General features: G+C 38.3%; 18 protein-coding genes. 11 read left to right on the top strand and 7 right to left on the bottom strand.

The window, feature by feature from the left end:
• Positions 1-326 precede the first annotated feature (326 nt).
• Together era and der are read left to right on the top strand one after the other, a co-directional pair.
• Positions 327-1,208: a GTPase Era gene (gene era / locus RMO03_RS13625; protein WP_309642655.1), complete on the top strand. Its 882-nt coding sequence runs from the start codon at positions 327-329 to the stop codon at positions 1,206-1,208.
• 376 nt (positions 1,209-1,584) lie between these two features.
• Complete coding sequence (gene der / locus RMO03_RS13620) at positions 1,585-2,895, top strand: ribosome biogenesis GTPase Der (protein ID WP_309642654.1); 1,311 nt, start codon at positions 1,585-1,587, stop codon at positions 2,893-2,895.
• A gap of 5 nt (positions 2,896-2,900) precedes the next feature.
• On the opposite strand, the gene RMO03_RS13615 is transcribed toward der, so the two are convergent.
• Both RMO03_RS13615 and RMO03_RS13610 read right to left on the bottom strand, forming a co-directional pair.
• The gene (locus tag RMO03_RS13615; RefSeq protein ID WP_309642653.1) at positions 2,901-3,500 is read right to left on the bottom strand and encodes a response regulator transcription factor; all 600 of its coding nucleotides are present in this window, start codon (positions 3,498-3,500) and stop codon (positions 2,901-2,903) included.
• A complete protein-coding gene (locus RMO03_RS13610) occupies positions 3,493-5,412 on the bottom strand; it encodes a tetratricopeptide repeat protein (RefSeq protein ID WP_309642652.1) in 1,920 nt (639 codons plus the stop codon). The genes RMO03_RS13615 and RMO03_RS13610 overlap by 8 nt, the downstream gene beginning before the upstream one ends.
• A gap of 102 nt (positions 5,413-5,514) precedes the next feature.
• On the opposite strand from RMO03_RS13610, the gene RMO03_RS13605 reads away from it, so the two are divergent.
• The 5 genes from RMO03_RS13605 (at position 5,515) to RMO03_RS13585 (ending at position 14,053) form a co-directional block, all read left to right on the top strand.
• Positions 5,515-6,102 (top strand): T9SS type A sorting domain-containing protein, encoded by a 588-nt coding sequence (locus RMO03_RS13605; protein ID WP_309642651.1) that lies wholly within the window; start codon positions 5,515-5,517, stop codon positions 6,100-6,102.
• Positions 6,103-6,135: 33 nt separating this feature from the next.
• Entirely contained in the window at positions 6,136-7,311 is a 1,176-nt protein-coding gene (locus RMO03_RS13600; RefSeq protein ID WP_309642650.1) for a hypothetical protein, read from the top strand.
• A 30-nt stretch (positions 7,312-7,341) separates the two neighbouring features.
• Positions 7,342-9,612 (top strand): T9SS type A sorting domain-containing protein, encoded by a 2,271-nt coding sequence (locus RMO03_RS13595; RefSeq protein ID WP_309642649.1) that lies wholly within the window; start codon positions 7,342-7,344, stop codon positions 9,610-9,612.
• Between the two features lie 197 nt (positions 9,613-9,809).
• Positions 9,810-12,596 carry an outer membrane beta-barrel protein gene (locus RMO03_RS13590; protein ID WP_309642648.1) on the top strand — a complete coding sequence of 929 codons (2,787 nt, stop codon included), beginning with the start codon at positions 9,810-9,812 and terminating at the stop codon, positions 12,594-12,596.
• Between the two features lie 74 nt (positions 12,597-12,670).
• Positions 12,671-14,053 carry an alpha/beta hydrolase-fold protein gene (locus tag RMO03_RS13585; protein ID WP_309642647.1) on the top strand — a complete coding sequence of 461 codons (1,383 nt, stop codon included), beginning with the start codon at positions 12,671-12,673 and terminating at the stop codon, positions 14,051-14,053.
• Positions 14,054-14,189: 136 nt separating this feature from the next.
• On the opposite strand, the gene RMO03_RS13580 is transcribed toward RMO03_RS13585, so the two are convergent.
• From RMO03_RS13580 to RMO03_RS13560, 5 genes are all read right to left on the bottom strand, one after another.
• Positions 14,190-14,978 carry a TPM domain-containing protein gene (locus RMO03_RS13580; protein WP_309642657.1) on the bottom strand — a complete coding sequence of 263 codons (789 nt, stop codon included), beginning with the start codon at positions 14,976-14,978 and terminating at the stop codon, positions 14,190-14,192.
• A gap of 11 nt (positions 14,979-14,989) precedes the next feature.
• Positions 14,990-15,427 (bottom strand): TPM domain-containing protein, encoded by a 438-nt coding sequence (locus RMO03_RS13575; protein ID WP_309642646.1) that lies wholly within the window; start codon positions 15,425-15,427, stop codon positions 14,990-14,992.
• A gap of 113 nt (positions 15,428-15,540) precedes the next feature.
• Positions 15,541-16,122, bottom strand: coding sequence for a LemA family protein (locus tag RMO03_RS13570; RefSeq protein WP_309642645.1), 582 nt, complete (start codon positions 16,120-16,122; stop codon positions 15,541-15,543).
• A gap of 64 nt (positions 16,123-16,186) precedes the next feature.
• Positions 16,187-16,519 carry a MerR family transcriptional regulator gene (locus RMO03_RS13565; RefSeq protein WP_309642644.1) on the bottom strand — a complete coding sequence of 111 codons (333 nt, stop codon included), beginning with the start codon at positions 16,517-16,519 and terminating at the stop codon, positions 16,187-16,189.
• Positions 16,519-17,496 (bottom strand): M23 family metallopeptidase, encoded by a 978-nt coding sequence (locus RMO03_RS13560; protein ID WP_309642643.1) that lies wholly within the window; start codon positions 17,494-17,496, stop codon positions 16,519-16,521. Before RMO03_RS13560 ends, RMO03_RS13565 begins: the two co-directional genes overlap by 1 nt.
• Positions 17,497-17,695: 199 nt before the next feature.
• Between RMO03_RS13560 and alaS the strand changes: the two genes are divergently transcribed.
• The 4 genes from alaS (at position 17,696) to RMO03_RS13540 (ending at position 24,026) form a co-directional block, all read left to right on the top strand.
• Positions 17,696-20,332, top strand: coding sequence for an alanine--tRNA ligase (gene alaS / locus RMO03_RS13555; RefSeq protein ID WP_309642642.1), 2,637 nt, complete (start codon positions 17,696-17,698; stop codon positions 20,330-20,332).
• Positions 20,333-20,487: 155 nt separating this feature from the next.
• On the top strand, positions 20,488-21,708 hold the full coding sequence (locus RMO03_RS13550; protein ID WP_309642641.1) for a DUF6252 family protein: 1,221 nt from the start codon (positions 20,488-20,490) through the stop codon (positions 21,706-21,708).
• A 78-nt stretch (positions 21,709-21,786) separates the two neighbouring features.
• Entirely contained in the window at positions 21,787-23,238 is a 1,452-nt protein-coding gene (locus RMO03_RS13545) for a hypothetical protein (RefSeq protein WP_309642640.1), read from the top strand.
• Positions 23,239-23,255: 17 nt separating this feature from the next.
• A complete protein-coding gene (locus RMO03_RS13540; RefSeq protein ID WP_309642639.1) occupies positions 23,256-24,026 on the top strand; it encodes a hypothetical protein in 771 nt (256 codons plus the stop codon).

The following is a 24,026-nucleotide window of genomic DNA, read 5'->3' as shown; positions in this document are numbered from 1 at the left end:
CAACATTATTGTAACTCAAGGTGATCACGTGAAAACACTTCGAGTGATTAAAAGATAATTAATTGTCTTTAATAATAGAAAGCCTCTCCAGCAATGGAGAGGCTTTTTTTATGGAACTTTTTTGACTCACAGTAAAAAATTCTAAATTTAATAAAACGGAATAAATTAATATTTTCAATATTTTTAAAAGTAGCCATTGATTTTTTCGTTCAAAATCTATTTCTAAAAAGAAACTGAGTTACTGAATATTCATTTATCTTTGCTCCCGAAATAGCGAACTTAGCGAAAACCTTGCGAACTTTGCGGTTAAAAAATTCCTCACAATTATGGAACACAAAGCAGGCTTCGTCAACATTATCGGTAACCCCAACGTCGGCAAATCGACACTCATGAATGCGTTTGTAGGCGAACGACTATCGATCATCACTTCTAAAGCACAAACGACAAGACACCGTATTTTGGGCATTGTCAATGGTGATGATTTTCAGCTAATACTTTCAGATACGCCCGGAATTATCAAACCGGCTTACGAAATGCAAACTTCAATGATGAACTTCGTAAAATCCGCTTTCGAAGACGCCGACATTCTAATCTATATGGTTGAAATCGGTGAACAAGATCTCAAAGACGAAGCGTTTTTCAATAAAATCATCCACGCCAAAATTCCGGTTTTACTTTTGTTGAATAAAATCGACAACTCGAACCAAGAACAACTCGAAACCCAAGTCGCTTTCTGGACCGCCAAAGTTCCGAATGCCGAGATTTTTCCGATTTCCGCTTTGAAGAATTTCAACGTTCCTGAAGTATTTGCCAGAATTATTTCGTTGTTGCCCGTTTCTCCGGCCTATTATCCGAAAGACCAACTCACCGACAAACCCGAACGTTTCTTCGTCAATGAAACCATCCGCGAGAAAATCCTGTTGCATTACAACAAAGAAATTCCATACGCCGTAGAAATCGAAACCGAAGAGTTTTTCGAAGACGACAACATCATCCGAATCCGTTCACTCATCATGGTTGAGCGCGACACCCAAAAAGGCATCATCATCGGCCACAAAGGCGAAGCGTTGAAAAGAGTAGGCGTAGAAGCGCGTGCCGATTTAGAAAAGTTTTTCGGCAAGCAAATCCACATCGAGATGTATGTCAAAGTCAATAAGAATTGGAGAAGCAACGTCAATCAACTCAAACGTTTCGGATATAATAATTGATTTTTCGATTTTCCAATAATCTAACAATCCAAGAGCGCAGCGATTCTAATAATCTGTTTTTTGGGCGTGACCGCAAGGGTCGGGCTTTCGCACTCGCTTTTTTGCGCTGAACGCCAGCGCAAAAAGAGCTCAGACAATTGCTCTATCCCTCACGCATTCTAAAATAATAACCGCTTTTGATTTTTAATCAATTGCCCTAGCCCGGATAGCAGCGGTTATCCTTGTCATTGCGAGATTGCCGCGCAAGCTCGCAATGACAAGATAGTAGCGAATAGCCGGAAACAGCTCCTAAAAAAACTTCTAAACTTAGCACCTCAGAACCTTAGCAACTTAGTACCTTTTTTACCTACCTTTGCAAAATATTTGAAAAAGCATTATGAATAACATTGTAGCCATAGTCGGAAGACCCAACGTAGGAAAATCAACCCTTTTCAATCGGTTGATACAGAGAAGAGAAGCCATCGTCGATTCGGTTTCGGGCGTGACCCGCGACAGAAATTACGGCAAAAGCGAATGGAACGGAAAGGAATTTTCAGTCATCGATACCGGCGGTTACATCCGCGGTTCTGATGATGTGTTTGAAGGCGAAATCCGCAAACAAGTAGAACTCGCCATCGACGAAGCTGACGTTATTATTTTCGTTGTCGACGTTGAAGAAGGCATCACACCAATGGATGAAACCGTTGCGAAGTTGCTCAGAAAAGTAACCAAACCGGTGTTGCTTGCGGTGAATAAAGTTGATAATGCGATGCGTGAAAAAGACGCGATTGAATTCTATAATCTTGGACTTGGTGATTACTATACTTTCGCCAGTATTTCAGGAAGTGGCACGGGCGATTTGCTTGATGCGTTGATTGAATCGTTTCCGATAAGACCCGAACCTGTTCAGGAAGAAATAGTATTGCCGCGTTTTGCTGTGGTTGGTCGTCCAAATGCAGGAAAATCAAGTTTCATCAATGCGTTGATTGGCAAAGAGCGTTTTATGGTAACCGATATCGCAGGAACAACGCGCGATGCGATTGATACGAAGTTTGACCGTTTCGGATTTGAATTCAATTTGGTTGATACTGCTGGAATTCGTCGTAAAGCTAAAGTCAAAGAAGATTTAGAATTTTATTCTGTGATGCGTTCCGTGCGTGCGATTGAGCATGCCGATATCTGCATCCTAATCATCGACGCCACGCGCGGATTTGAAGGTCAAGATCAAAGTATTTTCTGGCTTGCCGAGAAGAACCGCAAAGGCGTTGTCATTTTAGTCAACAAATGGGATTTGGTCGAAAAAGACACGATGTCAACCCGCGATTACGAAGAAAAAATCCGCAAGGAATTAATGCCGTTTACCGATGTGCCGATTTTATTCGTTTCCGCATTGACAAAACAACGTTTATTAAAAGCCTTAGAAACTACTGTACAGGTTTTTGAAAACAGAAAGCAGCATATTGCTACTTCAAAATTCAACGACTACATGCTCAAAGTCATTGAAGGTTATCCACCGCCGGCTTTGAAAGGTAAATACGTAAAAATAAAATATTGCATGCAGTTGCCGACACCAACACCACAGTTTGTGTTTTTTGCCAATTTGCCGCAGTATGTGAAAGAAGCTTACAAGCGATTTTTAGAAAATAAGATTCGTGAAAACTGGGATTTCTCAGGTGTTCCGATTGATATTTACATTCGCGAGAAATAATTCCCTTAGTCGATTACTCCTAAATACATGGCTACTTTGATAAGTCCAGCGATGTTTTTGACTTGCAGTTTATAGAAGATATTTTTGCGATGCGATTCAATGGTATGCTTACTTATGAATAGCTTGTCTGCAATCTCCTCAGTCGTATATTCTTGTGCGATGAGTTTGATGATTTCTTTTTCGCGATTGCTCAGAATCGTCTTTTTGAAAATGAAATCATTGTCTTTGGAAAGGTTGTCGATGAAATACTTTTTGGCGTGCGTCACAATGCCGTTGATGGCTTCTATGAGATCTTCTTTGTCGGTTTCCTTTAGCAAATAACCGTCAATACCATCGATATGGTTATGGCTTTTGTGCATGCTCAGGACTAGAATTTTGATATTTGGAAAATCCTTGTTCAAAATTTTTATAAATTCAATACCATTCATTTCGGGCATCGAAATATCAGTAATGATAAGATCCGGTATTTGAATCTTGATTTTTTTTAAAGCGGCTTTAGCACTGTTTTCCGTAAACAACACTTCAATATTTTCCTGTTGCGATAATACTGATGACATACCTTCAAGAAACATTTGATGGTCATCAACGATTACGATTTTAATCATGGAATAGCGGACTAGGGATGTTAATAATTAAACTGCTTCCTTGATTGGCAGCACTTTCGATGGTCATTTTTCCTTTGATGGATTGTAATCTTTCTTCGATGTTTTTCAATCCAATACCGGTTTTATGTTTTTTATAAAACCCGACGCCGTCATCTTCCACCATCAGATTGATAAATTGTTCATGCTTCGTGAAAGAAATCAACACACTTTTTGCTTGTGCATGTTTCGAGACATTCGTCAGCAATTCCTGAATGATCCGGTAGATATTGTGTTTGATTTCTTGTGGTAGCCCATCCAATCCGCCTTCGGGAAAAATGTGCAACTCGATTTGAAATTCGTTGCGACCTCGGTATTCTTCTAACAATTCAACCAACAAAGACTCTAATGGCTGCTCGTTGATATAATTTTGACTCAAATTGTGCGAAATCGCTCTTAATTCCTTGAAAACATTTGAAATGGCATGAATGATTTCCTTGATTTTTTCGTTTTTGATATCGGTATTGATTTGCGATAAATGCAGTTTTATACCTGCCAATTTCCCACCAACACCATCGTGTATTTCTTTTGCTACTCGGTTTCGCTCTTGGTCTTGTCCTTCTAAAACGCCGATGATTCGCTTGAGTTCCTGATCTTGTTTGAGCTGTTCTTTTTCTTGTTCGAAGATTTTGTTTTCCTTGTCGCGAATCAGTTTTTGAGTCTTGATGCGATTCTTATAAAACAACAACAATAACACCATTGGAATAATCAGGATGATGCCAATATAGATAGCGCTTCGTTTGCGATTTCTCTCAATTTGTTTCTCTTTGGATAGCAGTTTGATCTTAAGGTTCTTTTTTTCTACTTCGTATTTGGTCTGGATTTCATTGAATGATTTTGTTTTTTCTATCGTGAAAATACTGTCTTTTAAAGCATTCTTTTTTTCTTGAAAAAGATAGGCATTTTGATAATCATTTGTTTTTTTATAGACTTCAATCAATGCCTTGTATAGGTTCGATTTCTGATCGATACTGATTTTTGGCTCATAAAAAGAAATGGCTGTTTTATAACAATCCAAGGCTTTGGCATATTCATTTAAATTATAATGATACGCGCCAATATTGAAATAAACATAAAATAAATGCTCCTTATTGTTGAGTTGAATCGCAATCTGTTCGGCTTTTTTTAGGCACGAATAAGCTAAGACATTTCCGGCTTTGGTATTTAATGATAAGTAGCCGTAACTCAAATTAATAAGCGTATTGAACTCTTCATATTTGTCGTTGAGTGCTTTAGCGATGAGATAAGCTTTATTGTAGTAGGACAGCGATAACGGTATATCGGTTTTTCTTTTAATAATCGCGATGCTTCCATAGGAAGATAGCAGTATGTCTTTGAGATCATTTTTCTGCGCAATTTTCTCAGCATTCAAATAACATTGCAACGCTTTTACGGTGTCTTTCTGGTATTCGTATACGGAGCCAATATTAATCAAGATTGCGCATTTGTTTTTATACAACTGGTTCTGATCGGCGATATCAATGGCAAGTAGATAATTTTTTAGGGATTCATTATAGTTGCCGCGATCGGTGAGAATCAGACCGAGTTGGTTGTAAGACATCGCCATAATCTTATTGTTCTTCGAAGCTTTGGCCCACGCCAAGGATTGATGAAAAAACTTTTCTGCTTTGACGCTTTCGCTCTGCAGGTAATAATGATATCCATGATTGAATACACACCGTGACATCAAATAAGGGTCATCAATTTTTTGACATTTTACGGTGGCCTGTCGGATGTAATATAATGCAGAATCAGGTTTAGAAGCTACTGTTTCAGTAAAATGATCTAGCAATTTTTCTACTTCTTGCTTGTCATTTTGACTGTATGCTGAAAAAAATAATAGTGATATTGATACTGTAAATAGAAACCGCCTCATATTTTATTTTTTCAAATATACTTAAAAATTACCCTTTTTATGGGATGTTTTTAAGGCGGTAGTTATAATAAATTTGGAGTGTAATTTAAAAATAACATACAGATGAAACAGATATATGCATACTCACTTTTTATAGTTGTCTTGAGCAGTAGTCTGCATGCCCAAACTATAAACTTTATCAATAATTCAGCATATGTCACATTTTCGTCTGACAATAGCAATGTTTTTTTGGATTTTTCTCATGATGTAACAGTCAGTAATAGCCAGAATGTGGTTGTTAGAGGTAAAATCTATTCTGATGAATCCGTTGTCATAAAGCCATATCAGAATTATTCGATTGTAATAAAACCTCCGGAGCCTTGCGAAATGTGCATGCCGCAACTTGATGTAAATGCAGACCCACCAGGGACAGTCATCAAACCAAAGCCTGGTGGTTCAGGTAAAATTTATGTACCGGTCGCAGTATTATATCCGGTTCCGGTTCATACCAATCTCACATTTGATGTTTCTAATTATTTCGTCGAGAACTATACCATTTTTGACATGTACGGTATTTCAAAAATAACCCAAAACCTGACACCGACACATAATTATACGATCGATGTGAGTGGCTTGGCGAATGGTAATTATATCCTCAAACTCAATCTGGGAGCCAATATATATGCCACCGTACAATTCATTAAAAATTAATCCAATTCAATAAACAATTAAATCTTCAACAACATGAAAAAATTAGTAGCAGCAGGTTTTTTACTTGCAGGAATTTTAGGAGCGAATGCTCAAACCATTAGAGCCGTAGCAGCAGGAAGCGTAACAACTTCAACGACAGGAGGCAACAGTAGTGTCAATATCGGACCAAACTCTGGGAATACGAACGCAGGAAACACGGGTGGTTCGAATGTATTCGTAGGTGCCAGTTCTGGTGCTCTTAATACGACCGGTGCAGCCAATTCATTTATTGGAGCTAATGCCGGTGCTGCTAATACAACGGGATATGATAATGTTTTTGTTGGTGGAAATTGTGGTAATCTTAATACAACAGGCATCCGAAATAATTTTACAGGTGTTAATGCAGGATTTAACAATACAGCGAGTTATAACAATTTTTATGGTTATATGGCAGGATTTAACAATACGACTGGTACCGCAAACTCCTTTTTTGGAAGCCAGGCAGGAAGTGCCAACACCACCGGATCTCAAAACATTTTTATAGGGACCGTCAGTGGAGGTGCTACCACCACAGGAGGCGACAATACTTTTGTAGGTTGGGCAGCGGGTCCTGCGAACACAGTAGGTACTTATAACGCCTTTTTTGGAAGATCTGCTGGAACAGGCAATACGACAGGGACTTACAACACCATAATTGGTGCAATGGCCGGGCAAAACAATGCAACGGGTTCTTCCAATGTCTTTTTAGGTTTTGGTGCCGGATCTCAGGAAACTGGATCTAGCAAATTATATATTTCCAATTCTAATACTACATCGCCACTAATCTGGGGTGATTTTGCGAACACCCAATTGAAATTGAATGCCAAAGTGGGGATAGGAGCGGTAACCAGTTTTCCAACAAATACATTGTATAACAACTACAGATTATTCGTTACTGGCGGTATTCTTACGGATGAAGTTCGCGTGGTTGCCAATAACGGTAGTGGGAGCTGGGCAGATTATGTTTTTGCCTCAGATTACAACTTGAAACCACTATCTGAAGTGGAAGCATTCATTGCCAAAAACAAACATTTACCAAATGTTCCATCAGCGGCACAAGTAAAAGAAGACGGAATTGCATTGGGTGATATGGCAAGAATCCAACAAGAAAAAATCGAGGAGTTGACCCTTTACATCATTGCACAAAACAAAAGAATAGAAGCGCTTGAAGCTAAAATGAACAACAAGTAATTTCATAGTTTAATCTTAAAATATGAAATTATGAGAACTAAAATAATATTGCTCGCTCTATTCTTATTGGGTGGAGTGGCTTCATTCGGGCAAACGGCTGATGAAATATATTTGCAACAGGAAGATTCCAGAATCACCAATGCAAATACTACTGAACAATTGATTGCGACATTTATTGCTAACAACCTCAATAGTTATAGCCTTACACAATCTAAGCAAAATGAAGTGACCAATCCGGTCATTGAAGGAGTTACACAAACCCTAACAGGCCAGCAATTACAGGACGCGATTACTGAAGCAAAAAAAATTGAGTTGAGAAAATTATATTTTCAACAAAATCCTTCCGCTTTAGATTATTATACCGCGAATGCCATTACCCTTTCTGTTACACCGTGCATCAATAATAATTTTGTGAACGGCTTTCAGGGTTTTTCATTCAGCTCGCAGCGATATCCAGCAAATTGGCTTCAATATGCTAATATTCCCAATGTTCCTGTTTTACCCACGGCCGGTGGTATAGTTGAATTGGTGAGTGATGGTTTCGATCCCAGAACCAACAATGTTTTGCGTACGGTTTTCCCAACAACGGCTCTAAATTCTAAAGCCATAAGACTCAATAATGGCACCGATGGTAATTATGATGTGTCGGCGTTGAGAAGGAGATTTGTAGTGAATAGTGCAACGATAAGTTTTAATTTTGCTTTAGTTTTACAAAACGGGCATCAGGGGCAACCCAATACACAGTCTTATTTTCAATATAGATTACTCGACAATACTGTGACTACGACAAGCCCAAATTATGTGCTTGTTGACAATCACATTGTCTGCGATATTCTCGACCCTCGCTTCCACCAAGGCACAGGTGTAGGAGCTATGCAGGCATTGTATACGGATTGGAATTGCCAGGTAATTAATACTTCTCAATACCAAGGAAAAGATGTTACACTTGAAATTCTAGTTTCAGATTGCGGTGGAGGCGCACATTGGGGATATGCCTATCTAGACAATTTCTGTAATCTCAATGCGTGCACAACTTCTTCTTTCGGAGATATCAACTTAAATCCTGTCAATGTCAATTGTCCAACATTTCCTTTAAATGTTTCGGGTACTTTTACGACTCCGGCAGGTAGTGTGCTGACAAGTATAACATTAAGCATCCTTGATGTCAATAATAATGTAGTAGGAACTTTAACTAATCCAACTATTACAGGTAGCAATTATACGTTTCCGGTCAATCTGAATAATTTCGGATTCGGTTCCGGAACACCTGCAGGCAGCTTCAGATTTAGAGCCACTGCGGTTTTTACAACAACAACAGGAATTCCATACACGGTCAATGCCACCTTAAGCACAACACCGAATGTTTCTTTCACCAATTGTATTTCGGGATCAATCGTGCTGAATTCTGTCAATGAAAATTGCCCGTTGTTTCCTTTGGATGTGACCGGCACTTATACTATTCCTGCCGGTGTAAGCATTTCTAATATCAGATTACAGATTATCAATAGCTCGGGAACTGTCGTGAGTACGATATTTTCTCCAGTGATTGTTGGGAATACATTCTCATTTCCTGTGAATTTGGCCAATTTTGGAACAGCTTCTCCAATGACAGGGAATTTCGAATTCAATGTTCTCGCAACACTCACACAAGGCACAGGTTCTATTACAATAAATGACTTGTCGGCAAACAATGGTGCCGATGTTTCTTTCAGCGATTGTAGTGTCTGTTGTGCCAACTGCTGTGTCGATAACCAAAGTTTGATATATCCTGTATTGGCTAATTATGTCGATACGCGTCAGGCCAATTTGCGCATTCAAGCGACAAATACAATAAACAGCGGAGCGTTCGCATCGTATCATGCTGGAAGTTATGTTTTACTTAAAAACGGATTTGCCGCATTGGCAGGTTCAAGGGTGCATGTTTATAATGTAGGATGTACGGGTGATTATATTTTAAGACAATCAGATCAAACAGACGACAATTCGGGTTTGAAAGCAGAAGGTAAAGATGACATGCATTATGTTATTGCCCCATCAAACACTATCGAATTGGTTTTGAATGATTCAAAAGCGATTAAAATTTCTCCAAATCCAACCAATGGATTCTTAAAAGTGACTTTGAATGGTTCCGATACAGGTACAATTCAAATAGTTGATTTGTTTGGGATGACCGTTTTCAAAACCGAATTCAAAAACCAAAATGAAGTAGAAATCAATATTCAAAATCAACCTAGAGGAATCTATATCGTCAAAGTAATTTCAGACAATCAAATCTACGCCGATAAAATTATTAAAAACTAAAATTGAGTTACTTAAACTAAAGCATGTTTTAAACTTGAGACTTTTTTGCATGCTTTAAACCTGAAAAATCCCGAGCAATCGGGGTTTTTTATTTTTAGCCAAAACAATATCAACACTCTGAATTTTTTGTAAGAATTTTTTTCTCTCACACTAAATCCCTTATTTTGTTGTTACTAAAATAACAACGAATTTTTTTTATGCCAAAATCATACTTTTCACTACTGCTTTTGTGTTTCAATTGTGTCGTGTTTTCACAAAACAGTATCGCTATTAAAGGAAAAATTTTAGAAAAGAACACACAAGTTCCTTTAGAATCTGCTACAGTTTATTTGTCGTCAGTCATAGATTCTACAGTGATTGATTATACCATTACCGATAAAAATGGTGCGTTTTTAATTAAAACTAAAAAAATCACGAAGCCGGTTTTTCTCAAGATTTCGTATATCGGTTACCAAACCTACAAGCAAGAACTTAAAAGCATCACTGAAGACAGAGATTTTGGCGTTTTGCATTTGGATGAGAACTCCAATGTTTTGGGTGAAGTTGTTGTTAAAAGTGAAGCACCGCCCATTCGAATTAAAAAAGACACACTCGAATTTAATGCGTCATCGTTTAAAGTCAGACCCGATTCAAACGTAGAAACTTTACTCAAACAATTACCAGGTGTTGAAGTTTCGACCGATGGGAAAATCACTGTGAATGGTAAGGAAGTCAATCAAGTGCTCGTTAACGGAAAACCTTTTTTCGATAAAGACGGGAAAATTGCCTTGCAAAGTTTGCCTTCGGATATCATCAATAAAGTGCAAATTTCGGATACTAAAACCAAAAAGGAAGAAATTACCAAACAGGCATCAAGTTCAGATAAAGCGAGCATCAATCTGACCATTGATGAAGACAAGAACAAAGGCTTCTTCGGAAAATTTATGGGCGGTTATGGCACTGATGATCGCTATGAAAGCAGCGCATTAATCAATTATTTTAAGAACAAACGAAAGATTAGCGTTTTGGCGTCATCGAACAATATCAACTCAACAGGTTTTTCAATGGATGAAGTGTTTGATAATATGGGCGGTGGCAGAAATGTGTCGTACTATTTCAATCATGATGACGGATCGTATGGCATCGGGAACCTGCGTTTTGGAGGCGGAAAAGGGATTATACAATCGAATATGTTGGGCGCGAATTATGCTGATGAATGGTTCAAAAATTTCGAATCGAATGGCAGTTATTTCTTTTCGAATTCACATTCCAACAATACCAATCGAACTAAGTTAATCAACTTACTGCCGACGGGAAATCTTACGACAACTTCGAATTCAAAAAATAATGAAGACCGCTATGGGCACAATCTGAATTTCAATTTCGAATTCAAAATCGATTCTACTGCATCGCTGGTTGTAACGCCAAAATTCTTAAAAGCCAGTAACAAATACGGCGTTACTTCATCGCAAAATGCTGTCGATGAAAACAACCAATTGCTCAACGAAAATACTTCAAATTCTTTTGATGAGACCGATAAGACGAGTTTCGGAAACTCTATCAACTATAACAAATCTTTTAAGAAAGCTGGTAGGTATATCAATGTGATGGTTGAGAATGAAAATGAAAACGAGCTTGCGAATTCATCAAACCAATCCATTTCAAAATTCTATCAAAACGCCACGCCCGATGATGTGCGCGACCAAATTCTGAAGAATAGGAATATTAAAGATGTTTATGATGGTGAAGTGGAATATGCGGAACCTTTGCGAGATTCGGTCAATGTCATTTTAGGAACGTATTGGCGTCGCGAAAAATCATCTGAGAACCGAAAAACTTTCGATTTCGATGCGGCTACTCAAAGCTATTCCGACGACAATCCGGAGCTCAGTTATTATTTATTCACGAACATCAAAATGATTACGCCAAAAGCTGGATTTGCTATCAATAAGAAGAAAATCAATTTCAATTTTACGGGCGGAACGACCATAGTGCAACAGGATAATCTTTCGGAATATCTCGGAAATACCATCATTTTAAACAAAAAATATGTTTTCCCTTTTGCAACGGCTTATGGGAATTTTAAACTCGGAAAATCGAAATCCATTTGGATTAATTATAGTTATGATGTCAATATGCCTACCGCGAAACAACTGCTTCCTGTAGAAAATTTAGCCGATCCGCTCAATACTTTTGTGGGCAATCCGAATGTCGATTTAATTAAAAGCCATAGTATTTACGGACGTTTCAGCGATTATGATTATGCGACGCGTTCGGGCTACAGCCTTTTTTATAGCGCTGATATCTATGAAAATCAAATCGTTTCTTCCACTATTTTTGATGCCAGTGGCAAGCGCACGACAACGTATCAGAATGTGAGTGGCAACATCGATTCTTGGTTTGGCGGCAATTGGAATAAATCTTATAAAAAGGATGCGCATGTATTTAAAGTGGGTGTGGGTTGCAATATGAATTATAGTGTGTCGAAAGGTTTTACCAATGGCGAAACCTTTGAAGCCAATGCAAAGCAAATTACACCGCGGCTTAACTTTACTTATGAGTATGGGGAATTGCTAACCATCAATCCGTCGTATAGTGTCGCTTTTAGCAAGACTGATTATTCGAACTATATCATCAAATCGTCATCGAACGTGTTGCATCGTTTCAACATTCAAACGACAACGTATTGGCCTAAAAAATGGGTTTTCGGGAACGACTTTGGATATACTTATAATTCCAGAATCGCCGACGGATTCAAAAAGGATTTCTACTTATGGAATTCGAGTTTGGCTTATAGTTTTTTCGATAAAAAAATTACGGCCAAAGTCAAAGTGTATGATTTGTTGAATCAAAATCAAAGTGCCACCAGAACGATTACGCCCACGATGATTCGCGATGAAGAAAATGTGGTTTTGAAACGGTATTTGATGTTTTCATTGACCTATAAAATTGAAAAATTTGCAGGCAAAGAAAAACCATCACGTGACCGATTTAGGATGTTTTAATTGTAATTAAATCAGGTTCGTAAGTATAAATCATTTAATTTTGTTGGGTTCGCTTTTAAAATGAATGTATCATCATGAAAAAAATATACTTCTTATTGTTAGTTTCTTCAATGGCTTTTGCACAGGTCACGTTGAAGATTACAGGTTTACCAACAACGACTCCGGCCAATGCGACCATTTATATGGCGGGAACAGTGAATACATGGAACCCGGTTGACCCAAATTACATCATGCAGCCTGATGGTTCGGGCAATTTACAGATTGTGATTCCACAAGGAACGGGCACGGTGAGTTATAAATTTACTCGCGGCAGTTGGCCAACGGTTGAAGGAAATGCAACAGGTGGTTTTTTACCAGATCGTACTTTTACTTTTACAGCTGCACCACAAACCATCAATCTGACGATTCAATCTTGGGAAGATTTAGGGACCGGAGCCAGTGGAACAGCAGCTTCGAACGTTCAGATTTTAAGCAACTCTTTTGGCATTCCGCAATTGAGCACTACAAGAAAAATCTGGCTGTATTTGCCGCCGGATTACGCCACTTCAACAAAACATTACCCGGTTTTATACATGGAAGACGGGCAAAATTTGTTTGATAATGTCACTTCTTTTTCGGGTGAATGGCAAGTAGATGAAACTTTAAATACGCTGTTCAGTCAAGGCAATTATGGTGCTATCGTAGTTGGTATTGATAATGGTGGTGGCGAACGATTGAATGAATATTCGCCATGGGTGAATGCGCAATATGGAGGAGGACACGGTGATGAATATGCGGCTTTTCTCGCGAATACTTTAAAACCTTATATCGATGCAAATTATCGAACACGTCCCGAAGCTGCTATGAATGCTGTGATTGGAAGCTCTATGGGCGCCATCATTTCTACTTATGCAGCTTGCGAATACCCGAATGCATTTCGTAAAGTGGGTAATTTAAGTCCGGCGTATTGGTTTGCGTTGTCGGATATGAATGCCTACATCAATGCATTATCGCCATCGGTATTGCAGAATCATCGGATGTATTTCGTTTGCGGAACCAACGAATCGACTTCGATGGTGCCCGATGTCAACACGGTCAAGAATAACCTTATGGGCAAAGGCATGACTGCGGCGAATACAATTACAGAATTTGATCCTGCGGGTACACATTCGGAAAGTTTTTGGAGAACTAAATTTGGTGCCGTGTACGTTTGGCTTTTCCAAAATGAAAATATGCTCGCAACGACTTCATCAACTTACGAATCGCCAAAAATCATGCAAACACTTTCTGGAAAAATATATGTTGAAGGTATTCCATCGGCTACGGATTTTGAGATTTTCAATATGCTTGGAAAGAAAATAAAAACCATCACTTTATCGAATGGGATGTATGAAATGCCCGATGAACTTTCAAAAGGAATTTATATTTTAAAAAGTAAAAACGATGAGATTGAATCGATTAAATTGGTTCGAAATTAAAAAGAAAAAGCTACAATGAGAATTGTAGCTTTTTTTTATGTTGATTTATATGTGTCTCGCAAAGTCGCAGAGACGCAAAGTTTATTTCATCGTAATTTCTTGGCGGCTCTGCGTCTTTGCGAGCAGTTTTTTAGGATTACCAACCACCCCTACTTCCGCCACCGCTAAATCCACCGCCGCCGAAGCCACCTCCGAAACCGCCACCGCCAAATCCGCCGCCTGATGATCCACCACCAAAACCGCCGCCGCCGCTTCTTCCGAGACTACTCAAAATAATGACATCCATTAAACTTGGGCCACTTCCGGTACTTCCGGAATTGCCGCCGTTTTTCTTGCTTCTCGAAATGATAACCAGAATGATAATGACAATAATGATAAAAGGCAAGACAGGAAATCGATCTTCTTTTTTATTGTGCTTGCGTTCGCCTTTATATTTGCCTTTAAAGACATCGATAATAGCAGTTGTTCCTTTATCCAAACCGTTGTAATAACTACCGGCTTTGAATTCAGGAATGATAATATTTCTAATGATTTCGCCACCGGTTCCTGCGGTTAGTCGATCTTCAAGTCCATAACCAGGATTGATGGCAATTTTTCTTTCATCTCTTGCCAAAAGAATAATGACGCCATTATCATCTTTAGCGGTGCCACCAATGCCCCAAGTTTGTCCCCATTTTGTGGCGAGTTGACTAACATCTTCGCCTTTAAGGCTTTCAATAGTAATCACCACAATTTGTGTCGTTGTTGAATCGGAATAATGGATGAGTTTTTCTTCCAATTGTGCTTTTTCAGAATCACTTAATACTTTAGCGTAATCGTAAACCGAAGTTTGAAGTTTAGGTATTTCGGGAATCGTAAACTGAGCAAAACCAATATTGGCAAACAACAAACAAACGACTACACTCAGGAAATAAAATTTTTTCATCATGGCTTTCATTATCCTTTAGAGATTTCGTTTGACAATTCATTCGTGTCGTCTTCCTCACATGGGAAAAAAGTTCTGAGTTGTTCGCCTGCATTCGTAATGCCATCAATCAAACCTTGCTTGAAATCGCCGTTTTTAAAATGTGCCGCCATCACTTCTTTAGTGCTTTCCCAAAAATCTTTAGGAACCAAATCATTAATGCCTTGATCACCGCAAATCACAAACGCTTTGTCTTTGACCGCTACATATATCAAAACACCATTTTTAAGTTGGGTTTCATCCATTTTCAAAAAATGAAAAACTTCCAAAGCACGATCGAATGCCGGCAATGTGGATGTTTTTTCAATGTGCACCCGAATCTCGCCCGAAGTTGCAGTTTCCGCTACACGAATCGCTTCGACAACAGCTTGCTCTTCAGACTGGGTTAAAAATGCTTCAACTTTCGACATGAGTTTTATTTTTTAAACACAGATTTGCTTCGCCAGTTCGGCTAACGCCTTGGGTCACGGATTGACACGGATTGAATCTGTGCTAATCTGTGAAATCCGTGTTAGATTTTTTTTTAGAATTTAACTTCAACCGGTTTGTCAGCGCCTTCAACTGATTTAAAATACGGCTTTTCAGGATAAGCTCCGAGGAATATGCTTTGCGGCATCGCTAATACATAACCGTTATAATCTTTAACTTTCTCATTGAAACGTGTTCTAGCGGTTAAAATCTGGTTTTCGGTGCTGGCCAATTCATCTTGTAACTGTTTGAAGTTTTCGGTTGCTCTGAGTTGTGGATATTGCTCGACAGAAACCAACAATCTTGATAAAGACGAAGTAACTCCGCTTTGCGCTTGTTGAAATTGTGCCAACTGATCAGGCGTGACATTTGACGGATCAATTGTTACCGAGGTTGCTTTCGCACGAGCTTCAATTACGGCTGTCAATGTGCTTTTTTCGAAATCCGCAGCACCTTTTACGGTGTTTACAAGGTTTCCTATTAAGTCATTTCTTCTTTGATAAGCGGTTTCTACGTTACCCCATGCCTCACCAACACCTTGGTTGAATTTCAAAGCGGAATTTTTAACGTTGATATAATAAAATACGAGTAAAAGAATTACGCCACCGACGATAATCCAAGGTAAAAATCTTTTCATGTTTGTTTGTTTTAAAATTTAATATTTAATTGTTTTTGTTGTATTTATTACTGTTGATGAATGGCTACAGTTCGCCTTTAATATTGAGTAATTGCGCTTTAATTCCTTCGAGTTTATTAATAATCTCAAACTTATCAAGCGTCTTTTTTTGACCTTCTTTCAAATGAATTTTTGCGCCTTCTAAAGTAAATCCGCGTTCCTTCACCAAATGAAAAATCAATTGCAAATTCTTGACGTCTTCAGGCGTGAACATCCGATTGCCTTTGGCGTTTTTTCGAGGTTTTAAAATATCGAATTCTTTGTCCCAAAACCGAAGCAGGGAAGCGTTGACATTGAATGCTTTGGCCAGTTCGCCAATGCTGTAATACCGTTTGTCTGGAGATAAATTTAAATGCATCAGTCTAAAGATTGGTTTTCTTGATTTGCTAATTTCGTAATCACGACATATTCTGCCGCCGATATATTGCCGTAATAAAAATTTAAAGGATTCACTACTTCACCACCTTTGTGCACTTCATAATGCAAATGCGGTGCTTCAGAACGGCCTGTGCTTCCTACATAGCCAATGATATCGCCGCGTTTCACCCGTTGTCCCGCGTGACATTTGTATTTGCTCAAATGGCCATAAAGCGTTTCATACCCGAAGCCATGTCGAATCACAATGTGGTTGCCATAACCCGAAGCGGTATTGTCCGCACGATCTACAACACCATCGCCGGTGGCGTAAATAGGCGTTCCGGTTTTAGCCGAAAAATCCATGCCTTCGTGAAACTTGCGTACTTTCGTAAACGGATCCGAACGATAACCAAAACCTGAAGCGATTTGTTTCAAATTTTCATTTCGAACCGGTTGTATCGCTGGAATGGCAGCCAATAAATTATTTTTTTCCTTGGCGAGTTTTAAAATCTCATCCAACGATTTTGATTGGATTACTAGCTCTTTCGAAATCACATCCACGCGTTTGGAAGTATTCACTACGAGCTCCGAATTGTCATAGCCTTCAAGTTGTTTGTATCGATTCACGCCACCAAATCCGGCTTTTCGCTGTTCGTTAGGAATCGCAGAAGTATTAAAATAAACACGGTAAAGATTGTTATCGCGGTCTTCAATATTCTCCAAAACTTCATCAATCTGATCCATTTTTTTATTCAGAATCGCGTATTGCAATTTAAAATTATCGATTTCTCGCGTCAGCAAACGGTCTTTCGGAGTTTCAAAAAAAGGCGTATTCAATAAAACCACAAAACTCAAAACCCCAAACAATGCGGAAGCCACCAAAAACAATACCCCATAAGCGAATTTTGTTCTTTTTTTGGTCTTGATTTTCCGATACGCCAGATTTTCAGAATCGTAATAATATTTTACCTTCGCCATGTTTTAAAAAATCCTATTTTTGCACCTTAGAAAAAGGGTTGGTCGAACAAATTTAATAAATGTTTCGCTGTTCCGCTCTTTTTTTAAATAATAAAAAATATTAGGGCCTTAATCCGGCTATCCGTTTTTATCTTTTGCGCCGAACACCGGCACAAAAGGATAACCACTACTATCCGGGGCAAAAAATACTCAGTTCACAATGACATCACAAGACATCAGAAAACAGTTTCTAGATTTTTTCCAAAGCAAAGGACATCTTATTGTTCCGTCGGCGCCGATTGTACTTAAAGACGATCCGACTTTAATGTTCAACAATTCCGGTATGGCACAGTTCAAAGAATTTTTCTTGGGTAACGGAACGCCAAAAAGCCCTCGAATTGCCGATACGCAAAAATGCCTTCGCGTGTCCGGAAAACACAATGATCTTGAAGATGTAGGTTTTGATACGTATCATCACACGATGTTCGAAATGTTGGGCAACTGGTCTTTCGGCGATTATTTCAAAAAAGAAGCGATCAATTGGGCGTGGGAATTACTCACAGAAGTTTATAAAATTCCAAAAGAAAATCTATACGTTTCCGTATTCGAAGGCAGCAAAGAAGACAATGTTCCTTTCGATCAAGAAGCTTGGGATATTTGGAAAGGCTTAATCGATGAAGACCGAATCATTCTCGGCAACAAAAAGGACAACTTCTGGGAAATGGGTGATCAAGGACCTTGTGGTCCATGCTCAGAAATCCATGTTGATTTGCGAACTGCCGAAGAAAAAGCACAAGTTTCGGGAAAAAGCTTGGTCAATAATGATCATCCGCAAGTCGTTGAAATCTGGAACAACGTGTTCATGGAATTCAACCGAAAAGCCGACGGTTCATTAGAAAAATTACCGGCGCAACACGTTGATACCGGCATGGGATTCGAGCGTTTGTGTATGGCGTTGCAAGGCGTGACATCAAATTATGATACCGATGTTTTTACACCGCTAATCCGTAAAGTAGAGCAAATTACAGGTTTGAAATACACTTCAAACGAAGTTCAAAATATCAGCGAAGAACAAAACAAAACCAACATCGCAATACGTGTGGTTGTAGATCACGTACGTGCTGTAGCGTTTGCTATCGCCGATGGACAATTGCCATCAAACACCGGAGCGGGTTATGTGATTCGTAGAATTCTGCGTCGTGCTATTCGTTACGGATTTACGTTTTTAGACACGAAAGAACCTTTCATTTATAAACTCGTTGAAGTGTTGGCGAACCAAATGGGCGAATTTTTCCCGGAAATCAAATCGCAGCAAAACTTGGTTACGAATGTGATTAAAGAAGAAGAAGCGTCGTTTTTAAGAACGCTGGATCAAGGTTTGCAATTGCTCGAAAATGTCGTAACACAAACCAAAGGAAAAGAAGTTTCAGGTGTCAAAGCATTTGAATTATACGATACATTTGGTTTTCCAAAAGATTTGACCGCCTTGATTCTCAAAGAAAAAGACATGGCTTTCAACGAAGCAGAATTCGACCAATCGATGCTCGAACAAAAAACACGTTCGCGTGCGGCTTCAGAAGTTTCGACAGAAGATTGGCTGGTTTTGATTCCGGGCAATGTAGAAACTTTTGTAGGTTACGATCAATTGGAAAATGAAGTGAAGATTACACGAATCCGTAAAATCGATAGTAAAAAAGATGGTGTTTTATATCAAATCGTTTTGGATAATACACCGTTTTATCCAGAAGGTGGTGGACAAGTAGGCGATAAAGGTACATTGACTTCCGCCAACGAATCCATCGAAATCATTGATACGAAAAAGGAAAACAACCTGATTTTGCATTTCACCAAGCAACTTCCCGAAAATACCAGCGCTAGTTTCATAGCCAAAGTTAATGCAGAATTGCGTGCGGATTCTCAAAGCAATCATACAGCAACACACTTGTTACATCAAGCTTTAAGATCGATTTTAGGAACCCATGTTGAACAAAAAGGATCATTGGTTTCTCCAAACCATTTGCGTTTCGACTTTTCGCATTTTGCAAAAGTTACCGATGTGGAATTGCAACAAGTCGAAGATTTTGTCAATGCCAGAATTCAAGAGCATTTACCATTGATAGAAAGACGAAATATTCCATTCAAACAAGCACTTGACGAAGGTGCTATGGCGTTGTTCGGAGAAAAATACGGTGACTCAGTTCGCGCGATTAAATTCGGAGAAAGCATGGAACTTTGCGGCGGAACACATGTGAAGAATACAGCTGAAATTTGGCATTTCAAAATCATCAGCGAAGGTGCTGTAGCAGCCGGAATCCGAAGAATTGAAGCGATTACGAATCAAGGTGTTCGCGACTTTTTTGCGCAACAGGAAAAGGCTTTAGAAGAAATCAAAGAAGTGCTCAAAAATCCACAAGATACGATTAAAGCAGTAGTGGCTTTGCAAGACGACAATGCAAAACTGACCAAGCAAATTGAACTGCTCATGAAAGACAAAGTCAAAAACATGACATCTGAATTGGTGCCGCAATTGCAAACGATTAATGGCATTCAATTTCTATCAAAACTTGTCGACATCGATGCGAATAGTGCTAAAGATTTGGCTTACGAAATTGGTCATACCGCGAAGAATATTTTCTTAGTTTTAGCAACAGCTGAAGAAGGAAAACCAATGTTAACATGTTATATTTCGAAAGAATTGGTGGCTCAGAAAAACCTCAATGCAGGCAATGTAGTTCGAGAATTGGGAAAATACATTCAAGGCGGCGGCGGCGGTCAACCTTTTTTTGCTACTGCCGGTGGAAAGAATATTTCAGGAATCACGGATGCTTTGAATAAGGCTGTCGATTTTATTCAATAGATAAATGAATTTAAAAGGACTAATCTAAATTCCAATAGATTAAGAACAATAATAGCGCTAAATAACAGTTCTAAACTTGTTGTGATTTTTTTCTTTTTTATGTCACTAATTTTAAGTTTATTTGCGTAAATTAATTCAATTTCAAAAAGATACTCATGAAAAAAATATTCTTTTTATTTTTTGTTTCGATAGGTTTGTTCACTGCTTGTGTTCCAAATCCTGAAGAAGATCCGGATACTGTCGCACCTATTGGCGATTTACAAGTTGATTTTGATGGCGCACATTTTACATCAACCACTACTGCGGTTGTACTTGATGATACATCGCTATCAATCAAAGGAACTGATGCCACGGGTGCTTTTTTTAGAATCGGAATACCGGAAGCTCCAATTGTTGGAACCTATACTTTGGAAGACGTGCCTGGACTTATTTTGCAATACGATTTAGGAAATGGTTCTGACCCATACATGGCCGCCAAAGATGACACCGGACCGTATGCTAGTTTTGCAGAATACACCAACACGGCTCAATTAGTAATTACGAACATTGATAGGGTAAACAAAAGAATATCTGGAACATTTAAATTTACAGGTGTTCGATATGCAGATGTTTTGCAAACAGCAGTGAATACCAAAGTTTTTACCAGCGGATCTTTCTACAGCCTTCCTTACACAGCGACTGAAGTGGTTACGCCAACGGATGTGCTTGTAAAAAAAATAACAGAAACTGATGCTGACGGAACGGTTTATACCATGGAGTTTTTCTATACTGGAAATAAGTTAAACTATTCCATTGATGAAAATGGAATCCGAACCAACTTTACTTACGATGGTGATTTATTAATGAAAGAGGAACGTATAGAAGGAACAACTGTAATTGAAAGAACCACTTATGAATACGACACTAGCTCAAAACTTAAAACCTATGTAGATGTAAATTTAGTTGATGATACAGGTACGAAAATCACTTATGTTCACAATGCTGGTACTATTTTGTACCAAGAATATAGTGGAGATAGTACTACACAAGATGAATTGGGAAGTAGTGGTACCTTAACTAGTACGACTCACATAGAAAACTATACGGATCCTTTTACGATGGAAATGCAAGTATTTACCGGAACGTTTACTTTTGATACCAAAAATAATTATTTTAAGAACGTCGTGGGTTATGATAAAGTTTATTTTGCAGACTCCGATATGGCATTGAATTCCAATAACAACATGTTGACGCATACCGATCAAATTGATTCGGATCCGGCATATCCTTTAGAAACACTTACATACACCTACAACACTAATGATTACCCAACGGAAATTGTTCATCGAGACGGTGCTGACGAATTAGATTATACAGAAGTAATCACATATTATTAATTCAACATACTAAAATATATTGAAATACAACCCAGACATTTTCAACTGTTTGGGTTTTATTTTGAAAAAAATCTACCTATGAAAAAAATTCTAAGCATTCTAATTTTAGCAATCACGATCACTGCACAAGCGCAAGACAAAGCTGTTTCAATAACATTAAAAGAAAATTACCGAAACATTGGAACCGAGTTTACGGAAAATGGTACTTTTTTTATGGTGACAGGAAATGACAAATTGAAAAAAACCATAGCCAATATTACCTGCTATGACAGTGTATTGAATGTGAAATATTCGACAGAGTTTCCCTCAAGATATGAAGGAAAACCGTCATACGGTATCACCACACCGCAAAATTTTTTCCGTGATGATGTTACATTCAAAGGCAAACATATAGCCAGCAAAGAAGATAATATTATTCTTGATGATAACGGAAATATTAAACCTTTCCCTTACTACTATCCCAACGAGCTTAAGGATTTCGAGAAGAGTTTTGATATCATGACCGATGATTATAAATGCTACTTCGGTTATATGAAAGCCGACAAAAAGAAAACGCAGACCACAGTTTGCAGAGTTAATCTGGAAACGGCAGCAAAAGAGTTTGTTGCGCTTAATTTTCCAGCATTCGAATCGTTGCTGACTGCTGAAAAAGTGCAGAGAAGCGAGAAAGAAGATGCTAAAAAGATTTGGGGAATATCGCGTTATGACAACAAGCAATTCTTCATGATCAATAAAGAACTTAGCAAAGATTGGTCGCAAAACCAATACAATATCGCGTCGTTTGATTATGATGGGAAATTAAACCCAAATACAAGCATTAGCGTATTGCTGCAGTTGAAAAACAAATATTTCGCATTATCCGACACAGGATTCGGAAGTTCTAAAATCGTTTCAGGTGCTATGGTTGGTGGTGCTTATATGGATGAAGCTGCTACAGGAAATATCTATGTCGAAGGCAAAAATGAGTTTTATTACATCTACGGTTTGTATGCCAATGAGAAAAACAGCAACATGAATAAGGCGAAGTATAACGGGTTTTACGTATTCAAATACAACGCAAAAGGCGAACTTGTTTGGAAAATGGATCAGGTGATTAGCAATAGTAAATTTAATGATGTGCAAAGGCCGCTTGCGATTACTGTCGATTTTAGAATGCTGCCCAACAACCAGTTTGGACTCAACATTTACAGCGAATTTGAAAAATACGCGCACATGTTCTTGATGGGTTCTAAAGATGGTAAAGTCATCAAAAACCAAAGCCCGTTTTACAAAATCGATCAGTATCGTCATGCAGGCGTTGATAATGGTTCCTTTCGTACTGGTTTTGTGATGGAAAAGGAATTCAAAAACAAATACATGGACATCAATACCGTTTTTGCAACTTTTTTAAGCCCGAAAGTCAATACGTTATTGAGTAAAGCTTCGACTGGCAATATGAATTACAATTGTGAAATCACGAACAATGGTATTTTTATGATTGAAGAAGATATGACTACTAAGCAATTTCAATTGATGAAGTTCGATTGGTAATTTAAAAATATTTCAAAATGAAGAAATTATCCGCACTTGTTTTATTGGTTTTATTTGCAGTTTCGTGTTCTTCTTCGGATTCTGATGCGACTTCGAATCCAACAAATACTGATTCGATTTTGTTAAGAAGAACGATTCAAACCACCAGTGGTTCTACTGATGGAGCCTATATTAATGATTTTACTTATAATGGCAACAAATTGAATACTATTACCAGTAATAATGGTTTAATCGAGAAGTACTTTTACACAGGTGATTTAATTACGAGGATGGAGTGGACTGTTGACAATAGTGGGATACCGATTGTTTATGTTTATTCATACAATAACAACGGTCAGCTGGTTAATATGACAAAAACAGACAATCTTGTAGACCAAGAATTTAGAATAGCCTATAGTTATAATAGCGACGGAACCATTACATTAAATCAATATTCTAGAACTGATAATTCGCCAGAGGAATTCGATAATCAAAATAAATATTACATGAACGGTAATAATGATATTGAACGTATTGAGGACTATAATCCATCAGGAACGCAAATAACACAAACCACAACATTTGTTTACGATACCAAAAATAGCCCGTTCAAAAACATATTGGGTTGGAGTAAATTACTGTTTGCCACTGGAGGATCCCATACAAATGTCACTTCGATGGTCAGCAGTATTGAAGGCACACAAACATCTACTTACCAATACAATATTAACGATTTTCCGATTGCTAGATCCCGATCCTACAGTTGGAATCCGGGCGTAACAGATACCTTCGAATATATTTACGAATAA

The sequence above is a fragment of the Flavobacterium sp. genome (genome assembly GCF_031411595.1).
Taxonomy (GTDB): Bacteria; Bacteroidota; Bacteroidia; order Flavobacteriales; family Flavobacteriaceae; genus Flavobacterium.
The sequence above is the reverse complement of the archived record's forward strand: the minus strand, read 5'-3'. Positions and strand labels throughout refer to the sequence as shown.

Excerpts from the sequence above, each read along its gene's own strand:
- RMO03_RS13570 (WP_309642645.1), bottom strand. The coding sequence starts at position 16,122 with ATGAAAAGATTTTTACCTTGGATTATCGTCGGTGGCGTAATTCTTTTA.
- RMO03_RS13575 (WP_309642646.1), bottom strand. The coding sequence starts at position 15,427 with ATGTCGAAAGTTGAAGCATTTTTAACCCAGTCTGAAGAGCAAGCTGTT.
- RMO03_RS13600 (WP_309642650.1), top strand. The coding sequence starts at position 6,136 with ATGAAAAAATTAGTAGCAGCAGGTTTTTTACTTGCAGGAATTTTAGGA.
- RMO03_RS13540 (WP_309642639.1), top strand. The coding sequence starts at position 23,256 with ATGAAGAAATTATCCGCACTTGTTTTATTGGTTTTATTTGCAGTTTCG.
- RMO03_RS13585 (WP_309642647.1), top strand. The coding sequence starts at position 12,671 with ATGAAAAAAATATACTTCTTATTGTTAGTTTCTTCAATGGCTTTTGCA.
- RMO03_RS13550 (WP_309642641.1), top strand. The coding sequence starts at position 20,488 with ATGAAAAAAATATTCTTTTTATTTTTTGTTTCGATAGGTTTGTTCACT.
- RMO03_RS13565 (WP_309642644.1), bottom strand. The coding sequence starts at position 16,519 with ATGCATTTAAATTTATCTCCAGACAAACGGTATTACAGCATTGGCGAA.
- era (WP_309642655.1), top strand. The coding sequence starts at position 327 with ATGGAACACAAAGCAGGCTTCGTCAACATTATCGGTAACCCCAACGTC.
- RMO03_RS13610 (WP_309642652.1), bottom strand. The coding sequence starts at position 5,412 with ATGAGGCGGTTTCTATTTACAGTATCAATATCACTATTATTTTTTTCA.
- RMO03_RS13545 (WP_309642640.1), top strand. The coding sequence starts at position 21,787 with ATGAAAAAAATTCTAAGCATTCTAATTTTAGCAATCACGATCACTGCA.
- RMO03_RS13590 (WP_309642648.1), top strand. The coding sequence starts at position 9,810 with ATGCCAAAATCATACTTTTCACTACTGCTTTTGTGTTTCAATTGTGTC.
- RMO03_RS13595 (WP_309642649.1), top strand. The coding sequence starts at position 7,342 with ATGAGAACTAAAATAATATTGCTCGCTCTATTCTTATTGGGTGGAGTG.
- RMO03_RS13580 (WP_309642657.1), bottom strand. The coding sequence starts at position 14,978 with ATGAAAAAATTTTATTTCCTGAGTGTAGTCGTTTGTTTGTTGTTTGCC.
- RMO03_RS13560 (WP_309642643.1), bottom strand. The coding sequence starts at position 17,496 with ATGGCGAAGGTAAAATATTATTACGATTCTGAAAATCTGGCGTATCGG.
- RMO03_RS13615 (WP_309642653.1), bottom strand. The coding sequence starts at position 3,500 with ATGATTAAAATCGTAATCGTTGATGACCATCAAATGTTTCTTGAAGGT.
- RMO03_RS13605 (WP_309642651.1), top strand. The coding sequence starts at position 5,515 with ATGAAACAGATATATGCATACTCACTTTTTATAGTTGTCTTGAGCAGT.
- der (WP_309642654.1), top strand. The coding sequence starts at position 1,585 with ATGAATAACATTGTAGCCATAGTCGGAAGACCCAACGTAGGAAAATCA.
- alaS (WP_309642642.1), top strand. The coding sequence starts at position 17,696 with ATGACATCACAAGACATCAGAAAACAGTTTCTAGATTTTTTCCAAAGC.